This is a genomic window from Burkholderia sp. 4NA327C6 (genome assembly GCF_005502655.1).
Classification (GTDB): Bacteria; Pseudomonadota; Gammaproteobacteria; order Burkholderiales; family Burkholderiaceae; genus Burkholderia; species Burkholderia contaminans.
The window spans coordinates 1-22,438 of sequence record NZ_SCNZ01000025.1 but is presented as its reverse complement, the minus strand read 5'-3'; the positions used below and the strand labels follow the sequence as shown (position 1 = coordinate 22,438).

Below are 22,438 nucleotides of genomic sequence, written 5' to 3'. Positions count from 1 at the left end.
TCGCGATTCCGCCGAAACCGCCCGGACCAGAATTTTCCAGGGAGGCACGCCTCCCTCTTTGCATTGAACCGCGGCGCCCCGCCGCATCGCGCACGTTGATAGCGCGGACGACCGGAGCAACGGCATGGCCACCACGACCCCCGTCAGCAGCACGGACATCACTACCCTCCTGTCGCAGGCCGGACAGTCGATCATCAGCGGCGCGACCAATTCGTCGCTCGACGTCAATACGCTCGTCACGACGCTGGTGAACGCGAAGACGGCCGGGCAATTGCAGACCCTGCAGACCCGCCAGACGAACGACAATACGCAGCTGTCCGCGATCGGCCAGTTGAAGGGTGCGCTGTCCGCGCTGCAGACCGCGCTCACCGGCCTCTCGAACGGCACCACGCTCGGCAGCCTGGCCGCGACGGCAAGCGGTACCGGCATCGCGACGACGGTCACGAGCGGCAGCGGCGCGGTGGCCGGTTCGTATTCGGTCAATGTCACGCAGCTCGCGACCGCCAACAAGCTGTCGTCGGCCGGCGTGACGTCGGCGGACACGATCTCGGCCGGCTCGCTGAGCATCACGTTCGGCAGCAACCCCGCGTTCAACGTCAACGTGGCGGCCGGCGCATCGCTGTCCGACATCGCGTCGTCGATCAATTCCGCATCCGGCAATGCCGGCGTCACCGCGTCGGTCATCACCGGTTCGGACGGCCAGCATCTCGTGATGCAGTCGAACGCCACCGGCGCGGCCAACACGATCTCGATCTCGGGCACGGGCGTCAATTCGAAACTGACGTCGGGCTACTCGACGGTCACGCCGGCCGCCGACGCGAAGCTGACGATCGACGGCACGCCGGTGTCGAGCGCGTCGAACAACGTGTCGGGCGCGCTGACGGGCGTCACGCTGGCGCTGTCGCAAGCGGCCGTCGGCACGACGCAAACCGTCACGCTGTCGCAGGACACGGCCGCGGCAACGACCGCGATCACCAATTTCGCGACCGCGTATACCAACTTCGTGAATACCGCGAAATCGCTGACGAGCTACGACCCGACCGCGAAGACCGCCGGCCCGCTGCTCGGCGACGCGATGATGAACACGATCAGGAACACGCTCGCGACGACGCTCAGCAGCGGCGTCACGACGGGCGGCACGACCTATGCGCTCGGCAGCATCGGCATCAACGTGGATTCGACCGGTGCGATGTCGGTCGACACCGCCGCGCTGACCACCGCGCTCAAGTCGAACGGTTCCGCGGTGGCGGCGATCTTCAACCAGACGAACGGCATCGCCCAGGCGCTCAATGCGAACATCAACACGTACACGCAGACGTCCGGCCTGATCGACCAGCGCACCACCGCGATCAATGCCGACCTGACGAGCGTGCAGAATCAGGCCACGCAACTGCAGACCTACTCGAACCAGCTGACCACGCAGTACACCGCGCAGTTCACCGCGCTGAACACGCTGATGGCGCAGATGGCGAACAACACCCGCTACCTGACCCAGCTGTTCGGCGGCCAGAACAGCGCCGGCGCGATGGCCACCAACAAGTAAGTCGCAACCGCACCGAACGGAACTGACCATGACGAACGACACCCTGTCCCGCGCCTTCGACCTAACCCGCGCCATGCAGTCGGCGGCCGACGCACGCGACTGGGTGCGCGTCGCGGCCCTCGTCGACGAACGCTCGCCGCTGCTGATGAACCTGTCCGGCGAGCAGACGCCAGAGGCACTGGACCGCGTGCGGCAGATCATGGCGATCGACGCGTCGATCACCGAGCATGCGCAGACGGACCGTGACCGCCTGGCTGCGGAATTCGCGCAGTCCCAGGAGCGGATCAAGGCCGCGAGCCAGTACCAGAAGGCTGGCATGCTGTGACCGGCCGGGCGTCTTGCCCGCCACGCATTTCGAATTAAAAGACGCCGCCAGTCGAGCGGTCCGTTGTCGCCGTACCGTCGAGCCGCTTCAATGCGGCTTTTTTTTCGCCTGCAGGCGGGAGCGCGAGCCGGATCGCGCCGGCTACGCCCGCGTCGCCCGCTCGACGGCCGCGTCGATCATCCCGGGCGGCCCGGCCCGACAATGCGCGAACGCGGCTTTCAGTCGCGGCGCGATCCCGCTCGTCACGCGTCCCGGGGTGCCGTGTCGCCGGCCGCGTAGCTGGCCCACATGCCGTGCAGCGCGTCCTCGAGGTTGCGTGCGAAGCGCGACGCATCGCACAGCGGCGACGCCAGCGCGCGCTCGCGCAGCGTTGCACGCAGCGTCGCCAGCCCGTCGCGGTCGCGCGCGAACGCAACGGCCTTCGCGAGGTACGCCGCCTCGTCTTCCGCGATCCAGTCGCCCATGCCTGCCGCATGCAGCAGGCTCTCGCAAATGTGCGTGACGAACCGGCTGCCCTTCATCCCGAGCACCGGCACGCCCATCCACAGCGCTTCGGCGGTGGTCGTGCCGCCCGGGTACGGGAACGGGCTCAGCGCGATGTCGATGCGGTTATACGCGGCGAAATACTCCGCACGCGGCGAGCCGCCTTCGAGGATCAGCCGCTCCGGGCCGATGCCATGCCGTGCAAAGCGGTCGAGCGTCGCCTGGTTCACGTCGCCGGCGCCGAGTTCATGGGCCTTCAGCAGCAGGCGTGCGTCCGGCAGCGCGTGCAGGATGCGCGACCACAGCGCGACGACCGCGTCGCTGATCTTGATCAGCTTGCCGAAGCAGCCGAACGTGACGCCGCCATGAGCCGCCATCGGCAGCGGGCCGACCGCGACATCGTACGGCGGCGGCGTGAAGCACAGGTAGCTGTCCGGCAGCCGCCACGGCCGTTCGGTGAAGTGATGCGCCTCGTCGGCCGGCAGCGTATGCGCATCGCCGATGAAATAGTCGATCGCGCGGCAACCGGTCGTCGCGAAGAAACCGAGCCAGCTCGCCTGCACCGGCGCGGGCTTGTGCCCGAAGATCGGCAGGCCGCTCCAGTTGGTGTGTCCTGCCATATCGATCAGGATGTCGATGCCGTCGTCGCGTATCAGTTGCGCGGCCTCCTCGCGGCCCAGGCTGACCACCTTCTTCCAGCTCGCGAAGTTCGGCCTGAGCCGCGTGGTCACGTCGTCCTCGCCGACGAACGTCACATACGCATGCGGCTCGATGCGCGACCGGTCGATCCGCGCGAGCACGCTTTCAAGGAAGATGCCGACCGGGTGCTGCCGCAGGTCGCCCGACACGAAGCCGACGCGCAGCGGCCGCCCCTGCGCCTGCGCGACGCGCTGCGCGCGGTCGTGCTCGAACGGGTGCGCGTCGCGCTCGAGATGTTCGCCGTAGCGGCGCGCTTCAGCGACCCACTCCTGCGGTTCGAACGCGGGCGAACTCGACATGTTGAACAGCATCCGCGAGTACGCGCGATGCAGGTCGTGCCGGATCGCCGAGCGGAACGCATCCAGCGCGCCGGCGAGATCCCCTTTCGCCCACAGGATGTCGCCGAGCGTCATCTGGACCTTCAGCGGATCGATGCCGAGCGCCCGCGCGATCTCGGTGTGCTTCATCGCCTCGTCGAGCTTCTCGAGCCGAAACAGCGCGGCGGCGAGGTTGTGATGCGCGTCGGCATCGTCCGGGTTCAGGTCGATCGCATGCCGGTGGCTCAACTCCGCGGCGGCCAGCAAGTTGAGGTTGTGATACGCGAAGCCAAGGAAGTTGTATGCGTCGGCCAGTTCGGGATCGAGCTCGATCGCACGCCGGCACACCTGCACCGCCTGCCCGTATTCGCCCTGCTGGTTGCGCAAATCGCCGAGCCACGCCCATGCCTGGGCATACGCGGGGTCGATCGCGACCGCCTGCTCGAGCAGTTCGAGCGCCTTGTCGAAATCGCCGATGCGCTGCAGCAGCCTTGCCAGTACGCAGTGCGCGTGCGCGTCACCCGGATCGAGCCCCTCGCGCGCGTGGTCGACCGCCCCCCGCAGATCACCTGCCGCGCGCAGCGTCGCGCTCAACCCCTGGTGCGCGACACGAAACCCCGGTTGCAGCGCGATGGCGCGACGATAGGCATCCGCAGCATCGTCGAATTTCTCCTGCGCATGCAGTGCGTTGCCGAGATTGCAGTACGCATCCGCGTATTGCGGCTGGTGCGCGACCGCCTTCGCGTAGCTCGCGGCCGCCGCCTCGTGCTCGCCGAGGTCCTGCAACGCGTTGCCGAGGTTGTTGTACGCCTGCGCGTAACCGGGCCGCAGTTCGATCGCGCGCGCGCAGCTCTCCATCGCAGCCGCCGGCTCGCGCGCGTCGCGCAATGCATTGCCGAGGTTGTTGTGCGCCTCCGGGTAGTCCGGCCGCAGCGCCACCGCGCGCCGGTAGCGCGCGATCGCGTCGTCGAGCCGGCCGCTTTCGCGCAGCATGTTGCCCAGGTTGTTGAAGTACGACGCGTCCGGCCGCTCGACGAGCGATTGCTCCATCAGCGCGAGCCCTGCGTCGTACTGCTTCAGCTGGCACGCGAGCAGCCCGAGGAAATGCAGCGCATCCGGCTGGCCCGGCTGCGCCGTGAGGATCGCGTCGTACAGCGTCTTCGCTTCCGCGAGACGCCCCGCCTGATGATGCGCGAGCGCGGACTGCAGCGTGTCGTGGATATCGTTCATGCTTCCTGCTCCGAGTTCGTATAGCGTTGCCACATGGCGAGGAACGCCGCTTCGAGATGCGCGGCGAACCGGCGCGCGTCGCACAGCGGCGATGCGAGCAGCTGCGCGCGCAGCCCGGCGCGCAGCGTCGCGAGCCGCTCGCGATCGCGCACCGCCGCGATCGCCTTCGCGACATAGGTGTCCTCGCCGTCAGCGACCCATTCGCCCATGCCCGCCGCGTGCAGCACGCTTTCGCAGATGTGCGTGACGAACCGGCTGCCCTTCATCCCGAGCACCGGTACGCCCATCCACAGCGCTTCTGCCGTGGTCGTGCCGCCCGGGTACGGGAACGGGCTCAGCGCGACGTCGATGCGGTTATATGCGCCGAAGTATTCCGCGCGCGGCGAACCGCCCTCGAGGATCAGCCGGTCCGCGTCGATGCCATGCCGCGCGAAGCGCGCGGCGGTCGCGTCGCACACGCCCTCGCGGCCGAGCTCGTGCGCCTTGAGCAGCAGCCGCGCGTCCGGCAGCGCGTGCAGGATGCGCGACCACGCGCGCACGACGTCGTCGCCGATCTTCACGAGCTGGCCGAAGCAACCGAACGTCGGATGGCCGCTCGCCGCCATCGGCAGCGGGCCGACCTCGACGTCGCAGGCCGGCGGCGTGAAGCACAGGAAGCTGTCGGGCAGCCGCCACGGCTTCTCGACGAAGTGGTGCGCTTCGGCGTCCGGCAGCGTGTAGCGGTCGCCGATGAAGTAGTCGATCGCGTCGCAGCCGGTCGACGCGAAGAAGCCGAGCCAGCTCGCCTGCACCGGCGCGGGTTTCCAGCCGAACACGGGAAGCCCGCTCGACTGCGTATGGCCCGCGAGGTCGACGAGGACGTCGATTTCGTCGTCGAGAATCATCCGCGCGGCCGCCTCCGGACCCAGCGCGGCGATGGAGCGCCAGCCGTTCGCGTGCGGCTTCAGTTTCGCGGTGATCGCGTCCTCCTCGTCCGTGGTCACGTACACGCGCAGGTCGATGCGCGTGCGCTCGAGGTGCGCAAGCACGCTTTCCAGGAAGATGCCGACCGGGTGCAGGCGCAGGTCGCCGGACACGAAGCCGACACGCAGCGGCCGCCCCTGCGCGCGCACGGCCCGCTCGCGCGGATCGTGCACATGGCGCGTCGAACGCGCGGCCAGGTGCCGGCCGTAGCGCCGCGCGTCGGCCAGGTAGTCGGCAGGGTTCACGCACGCGGACGCCGCCGCGCTGAACAGCAGCCGGTTCAGCACGGTCGCCGCGACGTCGTCGGCGTCGTCGCACACCAGCGCGAGCGCATCGCGATACGCGTGGACCGCGGCATCGACGTTGCCCTGCGCGCGCAGGATGTCGCCGAGATTGACGTGCATCAACACGGCCGGCGGGCCGGCCTGCAACGCCTGCCTGCAATACACGAGCGCCTCGTCGAGCCGCTGCAGCTTCAGCAGCACGACGGACAGGTTGTGGCACGCGCCGGCGTCCGCCTGATTCAGCGTGACGGCCGTGCGATGGCTGGCCTCGGCCGCGTCGAGCCGATCCAGTCCGTGATACGCGTTGCCCGCGTGGTTGTGCGCTTCGGCGAGGTTCGGCGCGAGCCGGATCGCGTCCAGCGCATGCGCGAGCGCTTCCGCGCAGCGCAGTTGCTTGTGACGCACGGCGCTCAGGTTCGCGTGGGCCATCGCCATCGACGCGTCCAGCTCGATCGCGCGGACGTAATGCGTGGCGGCGCCGTCGAGGTCGCCCAGATCCTGCAGCGCGTTGCCGAGGTTGTTGTACGCCTGCGCGTAACCGGGCCGCAGTTCGATCGCGCGCGCGCAGCTCTCCATCGCAGCCGCCGGCTCGCGCGCGTCGCGCAATGCATTGCCGAGGTTGTTGTGCGCCTCCGGGTAGTCCGGCCGCAGCGCCACCGCGCGCCGGTAGCGCGCGATCGCGTCGTCGAGCCGGCCGCTTTCGCGCAGCATGTTGCCCAGGTTGTTGAAGTACGACGCGTCCGGCCGCTCGACGAGCGATTGCTCCATCAGCGCGAGCCCTGCGTCGTACTGCTTCAGCTGGCACGCGAGCAGCCCGAGGAAATGCAGCGCATCCGGCTGGCCCGGCTGCGCGGTGAGGATCGCGTCGTACAGCGTCTTCGCTTCCGCGAGATGCCCCGCCTGATGATGCGCGAGCGCCGCCTGCAATGCCTGTCCTGTTCCGTCCATCTCGTCTGCTCTGCTAATTACGGATGCGGTTCGCGTCCGAAGTCGATCAGCCTGCCGCCGTGACCCATCGTCACGGCCAGCGCCGCCATCCCATCGCATGCCATCCCGACGACGGTGTCGCGCACGCGCCACCGGTCGGAACGACGATCACGTCGCCCGGCGCGGTGTTCAGCGCGAGGGGCGCCATGTTCCGCTTGCCGCCGGCGTCGGAATACCCACGCACGTCACGTCGTGAGCGGCCTCACACGGATGCGACCGGCGCGGCTTCGACGTGCTGCGCCCACATGCCGTGCAGTGCGTCCTCGAAGTGGCGCGCGAAGCGGGGCGCGTCGCACAGCGGCGACGCGAGCACCTGCTCGCGCAGCGTCGTGCGCAGCGCCGCCAGCCCGGCGGGCTGGCCGACCTGCGCGACGGCCTTCGCGACATACGCGTCGTCGTCGTCCGCGATCCACTCGGGCAGCCGCGCCGCATGCAGCAGGCTCTCGGGGATGTGCGACAGGAAGCGCTCGCCGCGCCGGCACAGCACGGGCACGCCCATCCACAACGCTTCGGCGGTCGTCGTGCCGCCCGGATACGGGAACGGGCTCAGCATCAGGTCGACGCGCCGGTACGCGGCCAGGTATTCGGCGCGCGGCGAGCGGCCTTCGAGGATCAGGCGCTGCGCGTCGATGCCGTGCGCCGCGAAGCGCGCGGCAAGCGCCTGCTGCTGGTGAGGATCGTCGAGATGCTCCGCCTTCACGAACAGCTTCGCGCCCGCGACCGATTGCAGCACGCGCGACCAGACCGCGACGACGTGATCGGTGATCTTCGCGAGCTTGCCGAAATAGCCGAAGGTCGGATGGCCGCTCGCGAGCATCGGCAGCGCGCCGACGTCGACAGGCTCGGCCGGCGGCGTGAAGCAAAGATAGCTGTCCGGCAGATGCCACGGCCGCTCGGTGAAATGCGCGGCCTCGGCGGGCGGCAGCACGTGACGGTCGCCGATCACGTAGTCGATCGCGCGCACGCCGGTGCTCGCGAAATAACCGGGCCAGCTCGCCTGCAGCGGCGCGGGCTTCCACGCGAACAACGGCAGGCGGTTGTAGACCGTGTGGCCCGCCGCGTCGAGCAGCACGTCGATGCGGTCCGCGCGGATACGCGCGGCCGCCGCTTCGTCGCTCAGGCCGGCAATGCAGGTCCACGTCGCGAAGGCCGGCTTGATGCGGGCGGTCACGTCGTCCTCGACGTCGCGCGTCGGGTACGCATGCATCTCGATCCGGTTCGCGTCGAGATGCTTCAGCATGCTCTCGATGAAATAGCCGACCGGATGCGCCTTCAGGTCGCCCGACACGATGCCGACCTTGAGCGGCCGCCCGGCGCGGGCGGTCAGGTCGACGAGCCAGTCCGTCCACGGCGTCGCGCACCGCGTGACGACTTCGTCGTAGCGCGCGGCTTCGGCGAGATAGGCGTCGTGGTCGAACGCTTCGCTGCAGTGGCTCGCGAACAGCAGGTTGCTGCGCGGCTCCGGCAGTTCGGGGCGCAGCGCGACCGCGTGCCGGTACGCCTCGAGCGCGGCCGGAATCTCGTTCAGGTCGAACAGCGCATTCGCAAGGTTGTTGTAGGCCTGGCCGTTGTCCGGCTTCAGCGCGATGGCCTGGCAGAACGCATCGACGGCCGCGCGGGCGTCGCCGGCGAGCCGCAGCGCGTTGCCGAGGTTGTTGTACGCATCGACGTAGTCGGGTCGCAGCTCGATGGCGAGACGGAAGCACTCGGCGGCGGCGGCGTGACGGTTGTCCGCCTGCATCACGTTGCCGAGGTTGTAGTAATAGATCGCGTCCGGCTTGACCTCGATCGCCGCCATGATCAGGTCGGATGCCTCCTGATAACGCCCGTACTGATGGCCGATCAGGCCGAGGAGGTGAAGCGCGTCCGCGTGCCGGGGATCGGTGTCGAGGATCCGCCGGTACAGCGTCTCGGCCTCTTCCAGCCGGTCGGCCTGATGGTGCGCCAGCGCCTGTTCGATCGTGGCGGCGGCGGGGGAGGTGGGCATCATGAGCTAAGTCGTCCTGGTAGCCAATACGGGATTCGAATCGCGGCCGGCGCCGCCGCGTCGGCGCACGCCTTCGCCCGCGGACGCACGCACCGACGGTCTCCGACGTGTCCGAATTCTCCCCGCGCACGCCGCGTTCCAATCTGGCGAGCAGGTGCTGGAATTGGTCGCTATTCCCGCTACTGCGAGCCGCACCCGCGGGCGCCCGGAATTCGCGCCGGATACCCGCGAATCCATCGAAATGCGGGGTGAAACCACCCGCTAATCCGACATTCGATCCTGGCGGCGCTCGCTAGACTTGATCGCAGAAAGATGCCCGACCTGCGACGCTCGGACGGTTGCGCATTCCGATGCCACCGCGCCGACGCGCGCTCGTCCGGTCACACCCTTTGTGCCTGGAGCCCTGTGTATGCACGAATCAGCGATCATCACCAACGCAGATGGCGATCAGCTCGCGGCGCGCCGCGAACTGTTCGACCTGATGCAGACCTACCCCGCGACGCGCGAGGAACTGGAACGGTCGCTCGGCCTGTTCGTGCGCGGCTCGCTCCTCGCACGCATTCTCGCGACCTTTGAGATCTATCAAAAAATCGTGCCGCTGCCGGGCGCGATCCTCGATCTCGGCACGTGGCGCGGGCAGACCGCCGTGCTGTGCGAGAACTTCCGCGCGATTCTCGAGCCGCTGAACTTCCAGCGCCGCATCCACGCTTTCGATACGTTCACGGGCTACACGGGTTTCGCCGAGCACGACACGCGCGACCGCAAGCTGTTCTCCGACGGCACGTACTCGCTGTCCGGCGAGTACGCCGACCTGCTGCGCAAACTGCTGAACCTGCACGAGCGCAGCAACGCGATGGGGCACGTGCACGACAAGCACCACGTGTGGGAAGGCGACTGCCGCGACACGCTGGCGGCGTTCGGCGAAGCGCATCCCGGCGAGATGGTCGCGCTCGCGTGGTTCGACCTGAACGTGATCGAGCCGACCCGGCACGCGTTCGACGCGGTGATGGAGCGGCTGGTGCCCGGCGGCATCGTCGCGTTCTGGCAGCTCACCCGCGGCGGCCAGCTGCCCGCGGAAGGCATCCATTACCTGCGCGACCTGCTCGGCAACCGTCCGCACCAGATCCACAAGGCGGCGGCCTATCCGTCGCTCTGCTACCTGTCATTCCCCGAAGGCGGGGGCGCACGCAAATGAAGATCGCAATCCTCGGCAACGGCATTCTCGGCCTGATGACGGCCCGCGCATGGCAGCAGGCCGACCCGGGCGTCGAGCTCGTGATCGTCGGCCACGCGCATCGGCCCGGCTCGGCCACGCGCGCTGCGGCGGCGATGCTCAATTCGTTTACCGAACTGGAAGGCGATTCGCTCGGCACGCCGATCGACCGCTTCAAGTTCGAGCTGAGCCGCGGCGCGACGGCGGCCTGGCCCGCCGTATTCGCTGAAATCTGCACGCCGGAGCGCGCGATCGCGTACGGCTTCGGCACCTTCGTGCTGAACAATGCCGCGACCGACGCGCTCGACGACGAGAACTTCGCGGCCATGCAGCGGTTCTGCCGCGAATTCGAGGAGCCCTGCGAGGCGGTCGATCCGTCAGGCATCCCGAACTATCATCCGGACCCGCGCTATCGCGCGCTGAAGGCGGTCTTCCTGAAGCGCGAAGGCTGGGTCAATCCGAAACAGTTTCTCGACGCGCTGACCCAGTCGGTCGCGCAAGCCGGCAACGTGCGCTTCATCGACGCCGAGGTCGAGCGGCTCGACACCGCGGCCGGACGCGTCACCGGGGCACGCCTGTCCGATGGCAGCGTGCTCGGCGCGGACCGCTTCATCCTCTGCAACGGCGCCAACGTGACGCGCGTGCTGCAGGCAAGCCTGCCCGAGCTGCCGGTGCAGCGGATGTTCTACGGCATCGGCATGTCGATCGAACTGCAGAGCAAGGAGAACGTGCACACGCACTGCGTGCGCACGACCAACCGCGGCCTCGCGTGCGGCGTGTATTCGGCGCCGCACGGGCCGGACCGGACCCTCGTCGGCGCCAGCAACTACATCAGCCCGGTGCCGCACGACCACGGCCACGCCGGCAGCGCGTACACGCTGCTCAAGTCCGCGATGGACCAGATCAACACCCGCTTCTCGCGCGCGAACCTGCTCAACGTCAACGTCGGCTGGCGGCCGACGACGTCCGACCTGTATCCGCTGTTCGGCGAAACCAGCGTGCGCGACCTGTGGATTCTCGGCGGCACCAAGCGCGACGGCTTCCACCTGTCGCCGGTGCTGTGCCGCGATCTCGTCGCGGCGATGCGCGGCGAGCCGATCGATCCGCGCTATGCGGAACTCGCGCCCGAACGCCCGCTGATCCGCAACATGACGCGCGAGGCCGCGATCGCGAAGACGGTGCGCCATCAGATCAATGCCGCGTACCAGCACGACTTCGTGCCGGCGCGCAACCGCATGGTCGAGCAGCTGCAGAACGCGATACGCGCGGACCTGGAGGCGCTGCACGACAAGCTGGGCGCGACGGACTGGGGCATTCCGCCCGAGCTCGTCGACATGTACCGGTACGGCCACATTCCGGCATGAGCGGTGCGACCATGAACCGTGACGCGAAGCGGGTGGCGATCGTCCAGTCCAACTACATTCCGTGGAAGGGCTACTTCGACCTGATCGCCGCCAGCGACGAGTTCATCCTCTACGACGACGCGCAATACACGCGCCGCGACTGGCGCAACCGCAACCAGATCAAGACGCCGCAGGGCGTGCAATGGCTGAGCGTGCCGGTGAAGGTGAAGGGCAAGTATCACCAGTCGATCCGCGAAACCGAGATCGACGGCGCCGACTGGGCACAGCTGCACTGGAAAGCCCTGCAGCAGAACTACGCGCGCGCGCCGCACTTCGCGCGCTATGCGGACGAGCTCGAAGCGCTCTACACCGGTCGCACCTACGGGATGCTGAGCGAGCTGAATGTCGCGATGCTGACGTGGGTCCTCCGGCAACTGGAGATCGGCACGCGCGTGTCGTCGACGTCGGACTATGCGCTGCACGGCGACCGCACCGAGAAGCTGCTGAACCTGTGCGTGCAGGCGGGCGCGACCGAGTACCTGTCCGGCCCGGCCGCGCGCAGCTACCTCGACGAGAACCTGTTCGCCGATGCCGGCGTCGCGGTGAGCTGGTTCGACTATCCGGCCTATCCCGAGTATCCGCAGCAGTGGGGCGACTTCGTCCACGGCGTGACGGTGCTCGACGTGCTGTTCAACTGCGGTCCCGAAGCGCGCCGGTACGCGCTGACCTCGAAAGACTGAGGTGATGTCCATGAGCGAATCCCGGCATGCGAACCTGCTGGAAGATGTGGCCGCGTACTACAGCGCGCGGCTGGCGGAGCACGGCGCGACCGCGCGCGGCGTCGACTGGAACGGCGAAACCGGCCAGTTCCTGCGCTTCGAACAACTGACGAAAATCCTGCCCGCGTCCGGCGGCCACTCGGTGAACGACATCGGCTGCGGCTACGGCGCGCTGGTCGATTTCCTGAAGGCGCGCGCGCTGCCCGACGGCTTCGCGTATGCGGGCTACGACATCTCGTCCGACATGGTCGACGCCGCGCGGCAGCGCTACCGCGACGACGCGAACGTGGCGTTTCATGTCGGCGCGGAGCCGCAGGCTGCGTCGGACTACGGGATCGCATCCGGCATCTTCAACGTCAGGCGCGGTCACGGCGACGACGCGTGGCTCGACTACATCCACGCGACGCTCGACACGCTGCACGCGACGAGCCGACTGGGCTTCGCGTTCAACTGCCTGACGTCGTATTCCGATCCGCCGTTCATGCGCCCGGACCTCCTGTATTACGCGGACCCGTGCGCGCTGTTCGATCGCTGCAAGCGCCGCTATTCGCGCCACGTCGCGCTGCTGCACGACTACGGCCTGTACGAATTCACGATTCTCGTCCGCAAGGACATCTGAGCGGCGCCGCGCGCGAACCGCGCGGCCGAACGTCCCACCCCTTGACGCGGAGCCTGACCATGTTCGGCCCACCCAATCTCGACAGCATTCCGTTCGGCCGCCCGTTCGTGGTCGGCAAGGAGCTCTACTACATCGCGAAAGCGGTCGAGCAGGGCGGCCTCGCCGGCGACCAGGCGTTCACGAAGCTCTGCCACCGCTGGCTGGAAGCGCGCATCGGCTGCCAGCGCGCACTGCTTACGCACTCGTGCACGGCAGCGCTGGAGATGGCCGCGATCCTCGCCGACGTGCAGCCCGGCGACGAAGTGATCATGCCGTCCTACACGTTCGTGTCGACCGCCAACGCGTTCGTGCTGCGCGGCGCGACGCCGGTGTTCGTCGACATCCGCCGCGACACGCTGAACCTCGACGAGACGCAGATCGCCGCCGCGATCACCCGGCGCACGCGCGCGATCGTGCCGGTGCACTACGCGGGCGTCGCATGCGACATGGACGTGATCGGGCAACTCGCGGCGGACCACGACCTGTGGGTGATCGAGGACGCCGCCCAGGCGCTGCAGTCGACGTGGAACGACAAGCCGCTCGGCAGCCTCGGCCACCTCGCGTGCCTCAGCTTCCACGAGACCAAGAACGTGATCTCGGGCGAAGGCGGCGCGCTGCTGGTCAATGACCCGCGCCTCGTCGAGCGCGCGGAGATCATCCGCGAGAAGGGCACCAACCGCAGTCAGTACTTCCGCGGGCAGGTGGACAAGTACACCTGGGTCGACGTCGGCTCGTCGTTCCTGCCGGGCGAGCTGATCGCGGCGTTCCTGTACGCGCAGTTCGAGCACGCGGACGTGATCACCGCGCAGCGGCGCGCGACCGTGCAGCGCTACCAGGACGCGCTGCAGCCGCTGCACGCGGACGGGCTGATCGAGCTGCCCGCGATTTCGCTCGCCGAGCGCGGCAACGGCCACATGTTCTATTTCCTCGCACGCGACCTCGCCGAACGCACCGCGCTGCTGCAGCAGATCCGCGCGGTGGGCGTGAACGCGGTGTTCCACTACGTGCCGCTGCACAGTTCGCCGGCCGGCCAGCGCTACGGGCGCTGCGGGTCCGGCATGGCGGTGACGGACCTCGTCGCCGACCGCCTCGTCCGGCTGCCGCTTTACCACGACATGACCGAAGCCGAACAGGATCGCATCCTCGACGTGGTCTTCGATTTCTACCGCACCCGATAACGATGACGACTCCCAAACCTGGCCTCGCGCACGGCGGTTCGCGCATTTTTACGCGACTCGACCACCCGTACTACATACTCGCGCCGAATTTCCGGCAAACCTCCGGCGGGATCCGCGCGATGCACTACCTGTGCCACGTGCTGAACCTGCTCGGCCAGGAAGCGTACGTCTGCACGGCGGTCGTGCATCCCGAGCTGCGCACACCGCCGCTGACCAACGACATCGCACAGATGCATGCCCGCGCGAACCGCAGCCCGATCGTCGTCTACCCGGACGTCGTCACCGGCAACCCGCTCAACGCGCGCTGCGTCGTGCGCTACCTGCTGGCCGAGCCCGGCCGCATCAACGGCGAACCGATCACCCTGCAGCCGGACGACCTCATCTTCACGTTCGGGCCGTCGCTGGTGCCCGAAGAATGGAAGGCGGACCTGCTGCGCATGCCGCTGGTCGACACGCGCATCTTCAACAGCGACGGGGTCGACGACGCCCGCCGCAACGGCACGGCCGTCTTCATCAATCGCCACCTGCGGCGCGGCGGCACGCTGCATCCGGTCACCGCCGAGTCGATCGAAATCTCGACCCGCGTGCCGGAACGTTCGGCGCACGAACTCGCGGCGCTGTTCCGACAGGTCGAGTGCGTGTACATGTACGAATGGTCCACCGCCGTGTTCGAAGCGCTGCTGTGCGGCTGCCCGGTCGTGTGCATCATGAATGACGCGTCGCTGTCGGAGCCGACCCGGTGGGTGATGGACGGCAAGGGCATCGCATGGGGGCTCGACGAACACGAGATCGCCCACGCGAAGGCCACCGTTCACGAAGCGCGCAGCGTCTACCTGAAGGAGGAGGAGGCGTTCTGGCAGCAGTTGCAGCACTTCGTCGAGCGGACCCAGGCCCATGCGGACAAGCTGGATGCGCAGGCCGTCGCGACAGGCGCCGCCGCCCCGGGACAGCCCGCGTCCGCGCCGCGCTCGTGCATCGCGGTCGTCACCGCCGAACCGGCCGACCACGCGCGCACCAGCCTGCGCTTCGCGCAGCCGTTCGCGCGGCTGGACCGCGAATGGGCGCTGACGTTCCCTGTCACGCAAGCCGGCATCGATCCCGACGCGCTGCAGCGCGCGGACCTGATCGTGCTGCAGGGCGACACGCCGGGCCTGCTGTCCGCCGCCACGCTGGAACACCTGTTCTCGCTCGGCAAGCCGGTCGTCCTTGAGATCGACGCGCCGCTCGACACGCTGCTCGCCGACATCCCCGGCGCGGCCGACAACGCGCGCCGCAAGGCAGGCATCCGCAGCGCGGTGCAGCGCGCGCATGCGATCGTCGTGCCGTCGGAAGCGCTGGTGCGGGAGTACCGTCAAGTCAACGCATCGGTCCACGTGCTGCCGACCAGCGTCGATCTCGAGCGTCTGCACCGCGCGGCGCCCGGCGTGCGCGACCACGTGAACCTTGCGGTTTCCGGCACCGGTCTCGACGGCGTGCGTCTCGAGCAGGTCCGCCACGCGCTGGCCGAGCTCCGCCGCCGGTTTCCGGGGAAGCTCCGGGTGTCGTTCGTCGGCGCGGCGCTGCCGGCCGGCTGGGACCGCGAACCGGACGTCACGCTGATTACGGAGCCCGCCCCTTACGACAGCTACGCCGACGCGCTGAAGCGCGCGGACCTCGACATCGCGCTGGTCGCGGCGCCGGTCACGTTGCGCGACGATGCGCCGCCGCGCGCATGGCTCGAATACTCGGCGGCCGGCGCGGCCACGGTGCTCGTCGCTACGCCGGCGCAAGGCGGCCCGGTTGTCCACGGCAGCACGGGCTCGCTCGTCGCCGACACCGCCGACGCGTGGGTCGACGCGATCGCGCACCTGATCGAACATCCGCAAACCCGCGCGCAACTCGCCGCAGCCGCGCAGGATGCGATCCGCGCGCAGCACGACATCGGCCGCAACGCCGCGCGCCACGGTGCGCTGTACGCCCGGCTGCTGGCGGAGAACCGGACGCTGGCGCCCGTCGCCGCGACTGCGGACGCCGCACCGCGCCGCAAGCGCCTGGTCGTGTATTCGATCGATCCGGACGCATGCGCGTCGTCGCGCATTCGCCTCACGCTGCCGTTCGGTCTGCTGAGCGACGAATGGGAACTCGTCCCGGGCATCCGGGACGGCCAGATCGACAGCAGCGTGCTGGCCACGGCCGACGCCGTCCTGCTGCACCGGCTGACGCCCGGCCTGCTGACGGGCAACGACCTGTACACGATCTTCAAGCATGAAAAGCCGGTGATCTACGAGACCGACGACCTGCTGACCGAACTGCCGCCCGCGCATCCGCTCGCCACGCAAGGCGGGATGGCCCGCGCGGGGATCGAGCTCATGCTGCGCAACGCAGACGCCGTGATCGTATCCACGCCGTTCATCGCCAGCCGCTACCGGCTGTCGCACCCGCGCGTTCACGTGCTGCCCGACAGCGTGGACTTCGACCGGTTCTACCGCCCCGTGGCGGCGCGCGGCGACGACTGCGTGACGATCGGCATCGCCGGCGCGTCGCTGCGCGCCGACAACTTCGCGCTCGTCGACGCGGCGCTGCACGCGATCTGCGCGCGCCATCCCGGCAAGGTCAGGGTGAGTTTCGTCGGCGCGGACGTCCCGCCGGGCTGGGCCGGCCATCCGGCCGCCGCGTGCGAGCCCGAGCTTCACGACTACGACGCGCACGCACGACGCCTGCCGGAACGGCGCTGGGACATCGCGCTGCTGCCGCTCGCCGACCATGACTACAACGCCGCCACGAGCACGATCCAGTGGCAGGAATACGCGGCGGCCGGCATCCCCTCAATCGTCAGCGACCGACCGGCCTATCGCTTCGCGCTGCACGACGGCTGCGACGGCCTGCTGGTCCCGGATGCGCCGCAGGCCTGGGTCGACGCGCTCGACCGGCTGATCGCGAACCCGGCGCTGCGCCGCGGGCTCGCGCGCACGGCGCAGGCGAAGGTCCGCAAGCATCACGCGCTGCAGCAGGCGCTGCCGCGCTATCGCCACGTGTATCAGCAGTGCATCGACAAAGGCGCTGTCGGCAACCCGCCCGCCCGGCCGGATGCGCCGATCGCCGGCGCGCTGATCCTGGACGCAGAGGGCGACCTCGACCAGGTCCGGCTGAGCCTGCAGGAAATCGCGAGGCGGCCGGAACAGGATCTGCTGGCGGTCGTGGTGACCACGTCGCAGGCGCCGCTGCCCGAATGGACCGACAAGGTGCGCTACCTGCACGCGCCCGCGCACGAGTACACGGCCACCGTCGAGCAGCTCTGCGCGCTGCCGGCGTTCGACTGGACGCTGATCGTCGAGGCGGGCGACGGGCGTGCCGCGCAGGCACGAACGCCCGCCGATGCCGCGATCGCGTAGTCGGCGCGCGCCGTGCCGCTTGCCTGATGCCGGCGGCACGGCGCGCCATCCCGGCGGCGCGCCCTGTGCTCAGTTGCTCGAACAGCCGCCGCAACTGCTCGAGCTGCATGAGCTCGACGAACTGCAAGAACTCGACGCTCCGCACGAACTCGAACTGCTGTCCCCGGCGCCCGAGTCGGACGAACCGCTCGACCCGCCGGTTTTCACGGCGATAGGCGGCGGCGCCATCAGCACTTTCGAATGCGCGGCCCACACGGTGCCGGCGAGCGCACCGGCGCCGAACAGCGCGGCCGTCCACAAGAGCCCGTCCGGCGTCGCGCGCTCGCCCCGGCGTTCGTCGCGGTGCGCGTCGAGCGCCGCCTGGCCGCCGCGCGTCATGCCGCCGCGCCCCAAGCCGGGCAGGCGTCCGACCATGAAGTGGTACGCGACCATGAACGCCGTCATGACAATCATCAGCAGCAGCACGGGCCGGCCACGGGTCAGGCCGACCGCGAGCTTCGCCGCGCCCGCGCCGAACACGAGCAGCAGGATCGCGCGCGCGGCCATCCGCGTCGCCCGCATCTCGCCCGGCGCCCAGAGCCAGCCTTTGCGCTGCAACGCCGCGGCGCATTCGGCTTCGCGCCACGCGAGACGCTGACGAAACGCGTGGCAGCTCGCCTCGCCGCCGGGTTGCCTCCTCAGCCATTCCCAGTCGGCGCCATAAGCGCCGGCTTGTCGCAGATCGTCGATCCGCACCCGCGCGCCGTGGGCCTTGCTCATCCGCAGCTCGATCGCACCGGCATGCGCGAGCGACAGCATCGCGACCTGCGCCATCCGGGCACCGCCGCCCGCGAGATACGCCGCTTCCTCCGCGCTCAGGTCGGGCGACGATTCGGCGGCGCGCGTTCCCCACACACGGTGGCGGTATTCGAGCCACTGCAGGCCGGCGATCAGCAGCAGCGCGGCGATGCAGAGCGGCACGTAGAACAACCCGAGAAAGTCCGGCCCCGAGAAGTCCAGCACATTGAAATCGCTCGCGCTCGCGCAGGTCGCCGCGACGCTGATCGCCGCCGTCGGCCAAGCGAGCTTCGCGAAGCGCCGCCAGCGTCGCGGGCGTGCGGCGGGCTCGCTAGACGGGCCATCGCGCGGTTCTGCGCGCTGCACCGGGGCGTCGGCGGGCACGGCCGGCTCGGCCACGGGGCGCGGCCAGATCGCTTCGGGCGGCTCGCAGCCGAACAGCCTGCGGTAGCTGTCGAGCGTCTGCCGGTAGTGCCGCGCGTACTGCGCGGCCTCGTCGGGCGCGCCCGCACCCGGCACGTGATGCAGCGGCGCGCGCAGCACGTCGGCGCAGAACACGTCCCAGTATTCGCGCGTGTATTGCAGGTGCAGGTGCCAGGCGGCGTCGACCGCGTGCGACGGCGTGACCGGATGGCCGGCCGCCTGCGCGAGGAACGCGAAGCGCTTGTATTCGTCGATTACGGCCAGCGCGTGCGCATGCGACCAGCGTTCGGCTTCGGCAAGGCGCCGGCTGTACGGCAGCGGCGCATCGGGCGCGTCGGGGGAATACGCGTGCAGACGCGCAAGCAGCGCCTGCTGCGCATCAGTCAGCACGCGGGCATCGACTGCGGTCGAGGTAGACAGGATGGCAGCCATCGGAAGTCGGCGCGATGCGCGGACGGCCGCCGCGATCGTCGCTTGGAGTGGTTGTTGCGGGCGATTCTCGCACAACGGCGAGGCAACACGACACCGGCACGGCGGCTGCGGCCGGTAACGGCGCCCGATCCGACCCGAAAATTGGATTCGTAAGATAATGTTGCGTTACTGAAAGGCGAGCCACGGCCAGGCTCGGCGAATCCGAAAAAAAGAACCGGTACATAAGTTTGAACAGGCGAAACTTTTTGATGGCGGCAGCGCTGGTGCCGCTTCTCGGGGCATGCAGTCGCGACAAGACGTCCGTGACATTCGAGCCGCGGAAAATCCTGGCGGGCCCCACGCCGAAAAACGGGGGCAGCCACATCCTGACGTTCGGCGACGACGGCATCACCTTCCTGCTCGACGGTGCGCCATTCCAGATTCGTAGCGGCGAGATGCATCCGGCGCGCATCCCGCGCGAGTACTGGCGCCACCGAATCCAGATGGCAAAGGCGATGGGGATGAACACCATCGCCGTCTACGTCATGTGGAATTTCCACGAGACGGCCGCGGGCAAATTCGATTTCGAGTCAGACGAGCGCGACGTCGAGACATTCATGCAGCTCTGCCAGGACGAAGGCATGTGGGTGCTGCTACGGCCCGGCCCGTATATCTGCGGCGAGTGGGATCTCGGTGGCATCCCTTCACGCCTGCTCGCACACGATGACATCCAGTTGCGCGTGGGCTCGCACCGTGACCCGCGCTTCATGGAAGCGGCGCGCCAGTACATTGCCGAGCTTGTGCCGCGGGTACGCCCGTTGATGTCGGCAAACGGCGGCCCGATCCTGCTGATCCAGATCGAAAACGAGTATGCGACCTACGGCGACGACGTCGCCTATCTGGAGGAAATACGGCGCGCATGGGTTGACGGCGGCATCACGGGGCCGTTCTTTACCGACGATGGTGTCAAGCAATTGCGGGAAAACCGAACTGCGCTTGACGGCTGCGCGATCGGCCTCAGTGGGCCGAAGGCGCACGACATCGATCGGATACGCGAAGAATTCCCCGGTTCTACCGTCATGGGTGGCGAAGTCTATCCGGGCTTCTTTACCCATTGGGGCGACCGGAAATTCCAGGGGGACGATTCCGACATCTCGCGCGAGCTATCGGATTTCATGCGCTATGGCCTGTCGTTCAGCATTTACGTGATCCACGGCGGCACGAGCTTCGGCTTCACGGCCGGCGCGAACCGCGACCACAAGACAGGCGACTATCAACCTGACATCACGAGCTATGACTACTTCGCGCCAATCGACGAACAGGGACGTGCAGCGGCCAGCTTCACGCGCTACCGCGACCTGATTCAGGCGCACCTGTCCGAACCGCTCCCGCCCGTACCGGCAGCACCACCCACGATCGAGCTCGCCGGCGATCATTCGCTGCGGCCGTTTCTTTTCGCTTCGCTATGGGACAATCTGCCGGCGCCGATCGCGACAAGCGACGCGCCGCGGCCGATGGAAATGCACGGCCAACAGGCCGGCTTCGTTCTTTACCGCCACGCGGACATCGGCGGAGCCGGCGGCCCGCTATCGGCGGGTGACGTTCACGACTATGCGACAGTGTTCGTCGACACCGAATATGCTGGCGGCATGACGCGCGCGAAAATGCCGCGATATCTCGCGGAAGGGTTGCGCGTCGTATCAAGCACCGAGCACGTCACGCTTCCGACCGGTGGCAAGGTGCTCGATGTGCTCGTCGAAGGCATGGGCCGCGTCAACTACGGTGACGACCTGATTGATCGAAAGGGGATCAACGGGGACGTGACAGTCGGAGCGAAGCCGTTGCGTGAATGGACAACGTACGCGCTCCCGATGGATGCCGAGTACATCACGAGTCTGCGACAAGTCTGCACGAATCCGGCGCGACCCGGCCTGTTCTTCAAGGCTGCTCTCATGCTTGACCAGGTAGGCGATACGTTCCTGGACATGCGTGGTTGGATCAAAGGCATTGTATGGGTCAATGGGCGCAACCTCGGCCGCTACTGGAACGTCGGTCCTCAATATCGACTGTTCTGTCCCGCCCCGTGGCTGCGAACCGGGTACAACGAAGTGGTGATCTTCGACATGCATCAAATCACGCCGGCGCCAATCGACCTTCGTTCAACGCTCACCGGCTGATCCATCGCCGCGCCGCAGCAGCCTCGGCATTCCGCTCGACCGCCCCGCCGGGGCGGTCCGGTCGGACAAGACAGCACCAGCACCCGCAATCAGGCGCAGGCGTTCCACGACCGGCTGAAGGTCGCGCAGTGGGTCACGCCGCTGACGGCCGAGCCCGTGCCGGTGCCAGCTGCAATTCAGCTGCAACGAAACAGTGCGACGAAGGGAGTGTGCAGTTAAGCTGTTGTTGTCGCTCCAAGACAACCTGTTCTTGTCGTTCTCACTAGGCAAATCAGACCTCCGCAAGACCACCACCCCACAAAGACAAGCTGTTCTCGTCGCGTTTGTCAGCAGCCGCTTCAAAAGACCTCAATCACTCCCCCTTTTTATTCCGCGGCCTTCCGAACGTCACGCGCCTCGACAAGAGGTCAGCACTAAAATCTCAACATGAGCACTTAATTCTGTGGAATTGACACCGAATCCGATGTCGCATACAATTCACTCGCAGTCGCAGTTCAGCCTTGAAAGGCACCTCTACTTTCCGCTCCTAACTAGGACTCGATGATGAAAAACCGCCGCTCCCCCCGAGCAACTGCCCAGTTGCTTGCAATCAATGCCAAGCTGTACGAGAAAGAGCGCGACCGCCAAGTTACGCGCTACCGCTTTTCAGCCAACACCCTGCGCCGCCTGGCGAACCGCACCGCGATTCGTGAGAGCTTTCTGAATGAACTCGAAGAGGAACTAGCCGAGCTGAACCTGCTGCTCGTGCGCCTTCCGGGCGAGTACGCTGTCGTTGACCTATCCAAAGCTGATTCATGGGTCAAGCTGGGCTTTAAGCGTTTGAAGGAAGCTGACGACGACCTCCTCGCTGCTAGCGAAGAACGCATCGAAATGAAGTACGAGCAGTTGTATCCCGCTGCTAACGAGGAGGAAACGGGAGATGACTAAGTAGTAGTCCCCGAAGAAGAGCAGCGTGAGTACTCGCTGCTCTTCCCACCGGCCTTGCCGCACGGTCCCCGATGCATCGCGCATGCCCTTCTGATGCCAAAGTCCGCGACACGTCAAATCCTCGTAGTCGCGCCCTTTTTATAGGCACTATAACCAGCTTGCCTGACCGACGCCTATATGTATATAGCGAAAGCGTGCTGCCGTGACGCTTGCTCCGAGAGACTCCGCTCTGCCGACCTGTGGGCTTTACTGTTGATGTCCGGGCAGAACTGACCCACTAGAGCTGGAAATTTTCATCGAATTTTGACCCACGTGATTGAATGCTCTGCTCAATCTTTGAGCAGGGGATACAAAGGTGATCAC

14 protein-coding genes are annotated in these 22,438 nt (G+C 67.7%); 10 read left to right on the top strand and 4 right to left on the bottom strand.

The annotated features are described in order from the left end of the window. Nucleotides 1–124 precede the first annotated feature (124 nt). Together fliD and FFS49_RS23885 are read left to right on the top strand one after the other, a co-directional pair. Complete coding sequence (gene fliD / locus FFS49_RS23890; RefSeq protein ID WP_105815111.1) at nucleotides 125–1,543, top strand: flagellar filament capping protein FliD; 1,419 nt, start codon at nucleotides 125–127, stop codon at nucleotides 1,541–1,543. Nucleotides 1,544–1,571: 28 nt separating this feature from the next. Beyond that, complete coding sequence (locus FFS49_RS23885; protein WP_039346848.1) at nucleotides 1,572–1,868, top strand: flagellar protein FliT; 297 nt, start codon at nucleotides 1,572–1,574, stop codon at nucleotides 1,866–1,868. 242 nt (nucleotides 1,869–2,110) lie between these two features. Here FFS49_RS23885 and FFS49_RS23875 read toward each other — a convergent pair whose 3' ends face one another. From FFS49_RS23875 to FFS49_RS23865, 3 genes are all read right to left on the bottom strand, one after another. Next, entirely contained in the window at nucleotides 2,111–4,597 is a 2,487-nt protein-coding gene (locus tag FFS49_RS23875; RefSeq protein WP_105815112.1) for a tetratricopeptide repeat protein, read from the bottom strand. After that, nucleotides 4,594–6,792: a glycosyltransferase family 41 protein gene (locus FFS49_RS23870; protein WP_105815113.1), complete on the bottom strand. Its 2,199-nt coding sequence runs from the start codon at nucleotides 6,790–6,792 to the stop codon at nucleotides 4,594–4,596. The genes FFS49_RS23875 and FFS49_RS23870 overlap by 4 nt, the downstream gene beginning before the upstream one ends. Nucleotides 6,793–7,033: 241 nt before the next feature. Beyond that, nucleotides 7,034–8,821, bottom strand: a complete 1,788-nt coding sequence (locus FFS49_RS23865; RefSeq protein ID WP_105815114.1) for a tetratricopeptide repeat protein — start codon at nucleotides 8,819–8,821, stop codon at nucleotides 7,034–7,036. 406 nt (nucleotides 8,822–9,227) lie between these two features. Here FFS49_RS23865 and FFS49_RS23860 point away from each other — a divergent pair, with 406 nt between their 5' ends. Genes FFS49_RS23860 through FFS49_RS23835 form a run of 6 tightly spaced genes read left to right on the top strand, consistent with a single transcriptional unit; the run spans nucleotide 9,228 to nucleotide 17,360 of the window. Beyond that, complete coding sequence (locus FFS49_RS23860) at nucleotides 9,228–10,013, top strand: class I SAM-dependent methyltransferase (protein WP_039351301.1); 786 nt, start codon at nucleotides 9,228–9,230, stop codon at nucleotides 10,011–10,013. Then, complete coding sequence (locus tag FFS49_RS23855; protein WP_039351302.1) at nucleotides 10,010–11,395, top strand: FAD-binding oxidoreductase; 1,386 nt, start codon at nucleotides 10,010–10,012, stop codon at nucleotides 11,393–11,395. The genes FFS49_RS23860 and FFS49_RS23855 overlap by 4 nt, the downstream gene beginning before the upstream one ends. Continuing rightward, the gene (locus tag FFS49_RS23850) at nucleotides 11,392–12,114 is read left to right on the top strand and encodes a WbqC family protein (protein WP_095145721.1); all 723 of its coding nucleotides are present in this window, start codon (nucleotides 11,392–11,394) and stop codon (nucleotides 12,112–12,114) included. Before FFS49_RS23855 ends, FFS49_RS23850 begins: the two co-directional genes overlap by 4 nt. 10 nt (nucleotides 12,115–12,124) lie before the next feature. Continuing rightward, complete coding sequence (locus tag FFS49_RS23845; protein ID WP_105815115.1) at nucleotides 12,125–12,772, top strand: class I SAM-dependent methyltransferase; 648 nt, start codon at nucleotides 12,125–12,127, stop codon at nucleotides 12,770–12,772. 59 nt (nucleotides 12,773–12,831) lie between these two features. Then, entirely contained in the window at nucleotides 12,832–13,989 is a 1,158-nt protein-coding gene (gene rffA, locus FFS49_RS23840; protein ID WP_105815116.1) for a dTDP-4-amino-4,6-dideoxygalactose transaminase, read from the top strand. A 2-nt stretch (nucleotides 13,990–13,991) separates the two neighbouring features. Further along, nucleotides 13,992–17,360, top strand: coding sequence for a glycosyltransferase (locus FFS49_RS23835; protein ID WP_105815117.1), 3,369 nt, complete (start codon nucleotides 13,992–13,994; stop codon nucleotides 17,358–17,360). A 69-nt stretch (nucleotides 17,361–17,429) separates the two neighbouring features. Here the strand turns inward: FFS49_RS23835 and FFS49_RS23830 are convergent, their stop codons facing one another. Beyond that, a complete protein-coding gene (locus tag FFS49_RS23830; RefSeq protein ID WP_105815118.1) occupies nucleotides 17,430–18,992 on the bottom strand; it encodes a TIGR04222 domain-containing membrane protein in 1,563 nt (520 codons plus the stop codon). Between the two features lie 248 nt (nucleotides 18,993–19,240). Here FFS49_RS23830 and FFS49_RS23825 point away from each other — a divergent pair, with 248 nt between their 5' ends. After that, nucleotides 19,241–21,148, top strand: a complete 1,908-nt coding sequence (locus FFS49_RS23825; RefSeq protein WP_224756075.1) for a beta-galactosidase — start codon at nucleotides 19,241–19,243, stop codon at nucleotides 21,146–21,148. Nucleotides 21,149–21,691: 543 nt separating this feature from the next. Beyond that, complete coding sequence (locus FFS49_RS23820; protein ID WP_224756076.1) at nucleotides 21,692–22,075, top strand: hypothetical protein; 384 nt, start codon at nucleotides 21,692–21,694, stop codon at nucleotides 22,073–22,075. Nucleotides 22,076–22,438 lie beyond the last annotated feature (363 nt).

Coding starts and splice junctions, on each gene's coding strand:
- fliD (WP_105815111.1), top strand. CDS start 125: ATGGCCACCACGACCCCCGTCAGCAGCACGGACATCACTACCCTCCTG.
- FFS49_RS23885 (WP_039346848.1), top strand. CDS start 1,572: ATGACGAACGACACCCTGTCCCGCGCCTTCGACCTAACCCGCGCCATG.
- FFS49_RS23875 (WP_105815112.1), bottom strand. CDS start 4,597: ATGAACGATATCCACGACACGCTGCAGTCCGCGCTCGCGCATCATCAG.
- FFS49_RS23870 (WP_105815113.1), bottom strand. CDS start 6,792: ATGGACGGAACAGGACAGGCATTGCAGGCGGCGCTCGCGCATCATCAG.
- FFS49_RS23865 (WP_105815114.1), bottom strand. CDS start 8,821: ATGATGCCCACCTCCCCCGCCGCCGCCACGATCGAACAGGCGCTGGCG.
- FFS49_RS23860 (WP_039351301.1), top strand. CDS start 9,228: ATGCACGAATCAGCGATCATCACCAACGCAGATGGCGATCAGCTCGCG.
- FFS49_RS23855 (WP_039351302.1), top strand. CDS start 10,010: ATGAAGATCGCAATCCTCGGCAACGGCATTCTCGGCCTGATGACGGCC.
- FFS49_RS23850 (WP_095145721.1), top strand. CDS start 11,392: ATGAGCGGTGCGACCATGAACCGTGACGCGAAGCGGGTGGCGATCGTC.
- FFS49_RS23845 (WP_105815115.1), top strand. CDS start 12,125: ATGAGCGAATCCCGGCATGCGAACCTGCTGGAAGATGTGGCCGCGTAC.
- rffA (WP_105815116.1), top strand. CDS start 12,832: ATGTTCGGCCCACCCAATCTCGACAGCATTCCGTTCGGCCGCCCGTTC.
- FFS49_RS23835 (WP_105815117.1), top strand. CDS start 13,992: ATGACGACTCCCAAACCTGGCCTCGCGCACGGCGGTTCGCGCATTTTT.
- FFS49_RS23830 (WP_105815118.1), bottom strand. CDS start 18,992: ATGGCTGCCATCCTGTCTACCTCGACCGCAGTCGATGCCCGCGTGCTG.
- FFS49_RS23825 (WP_224756075.1), top strand. CDS start 19,241: ATGGCGGCAGCGCTGGTGCCGCTTCTCGGGGCATGCAGTCGCGACAAG.
- FFS49_RS23820 (WP_224756076.1), top strand. CDS start 21,692: ATGAAAAACCGCCGCTCCCCCCGAGCAACTGCCCAGTTGCTTGCAATC.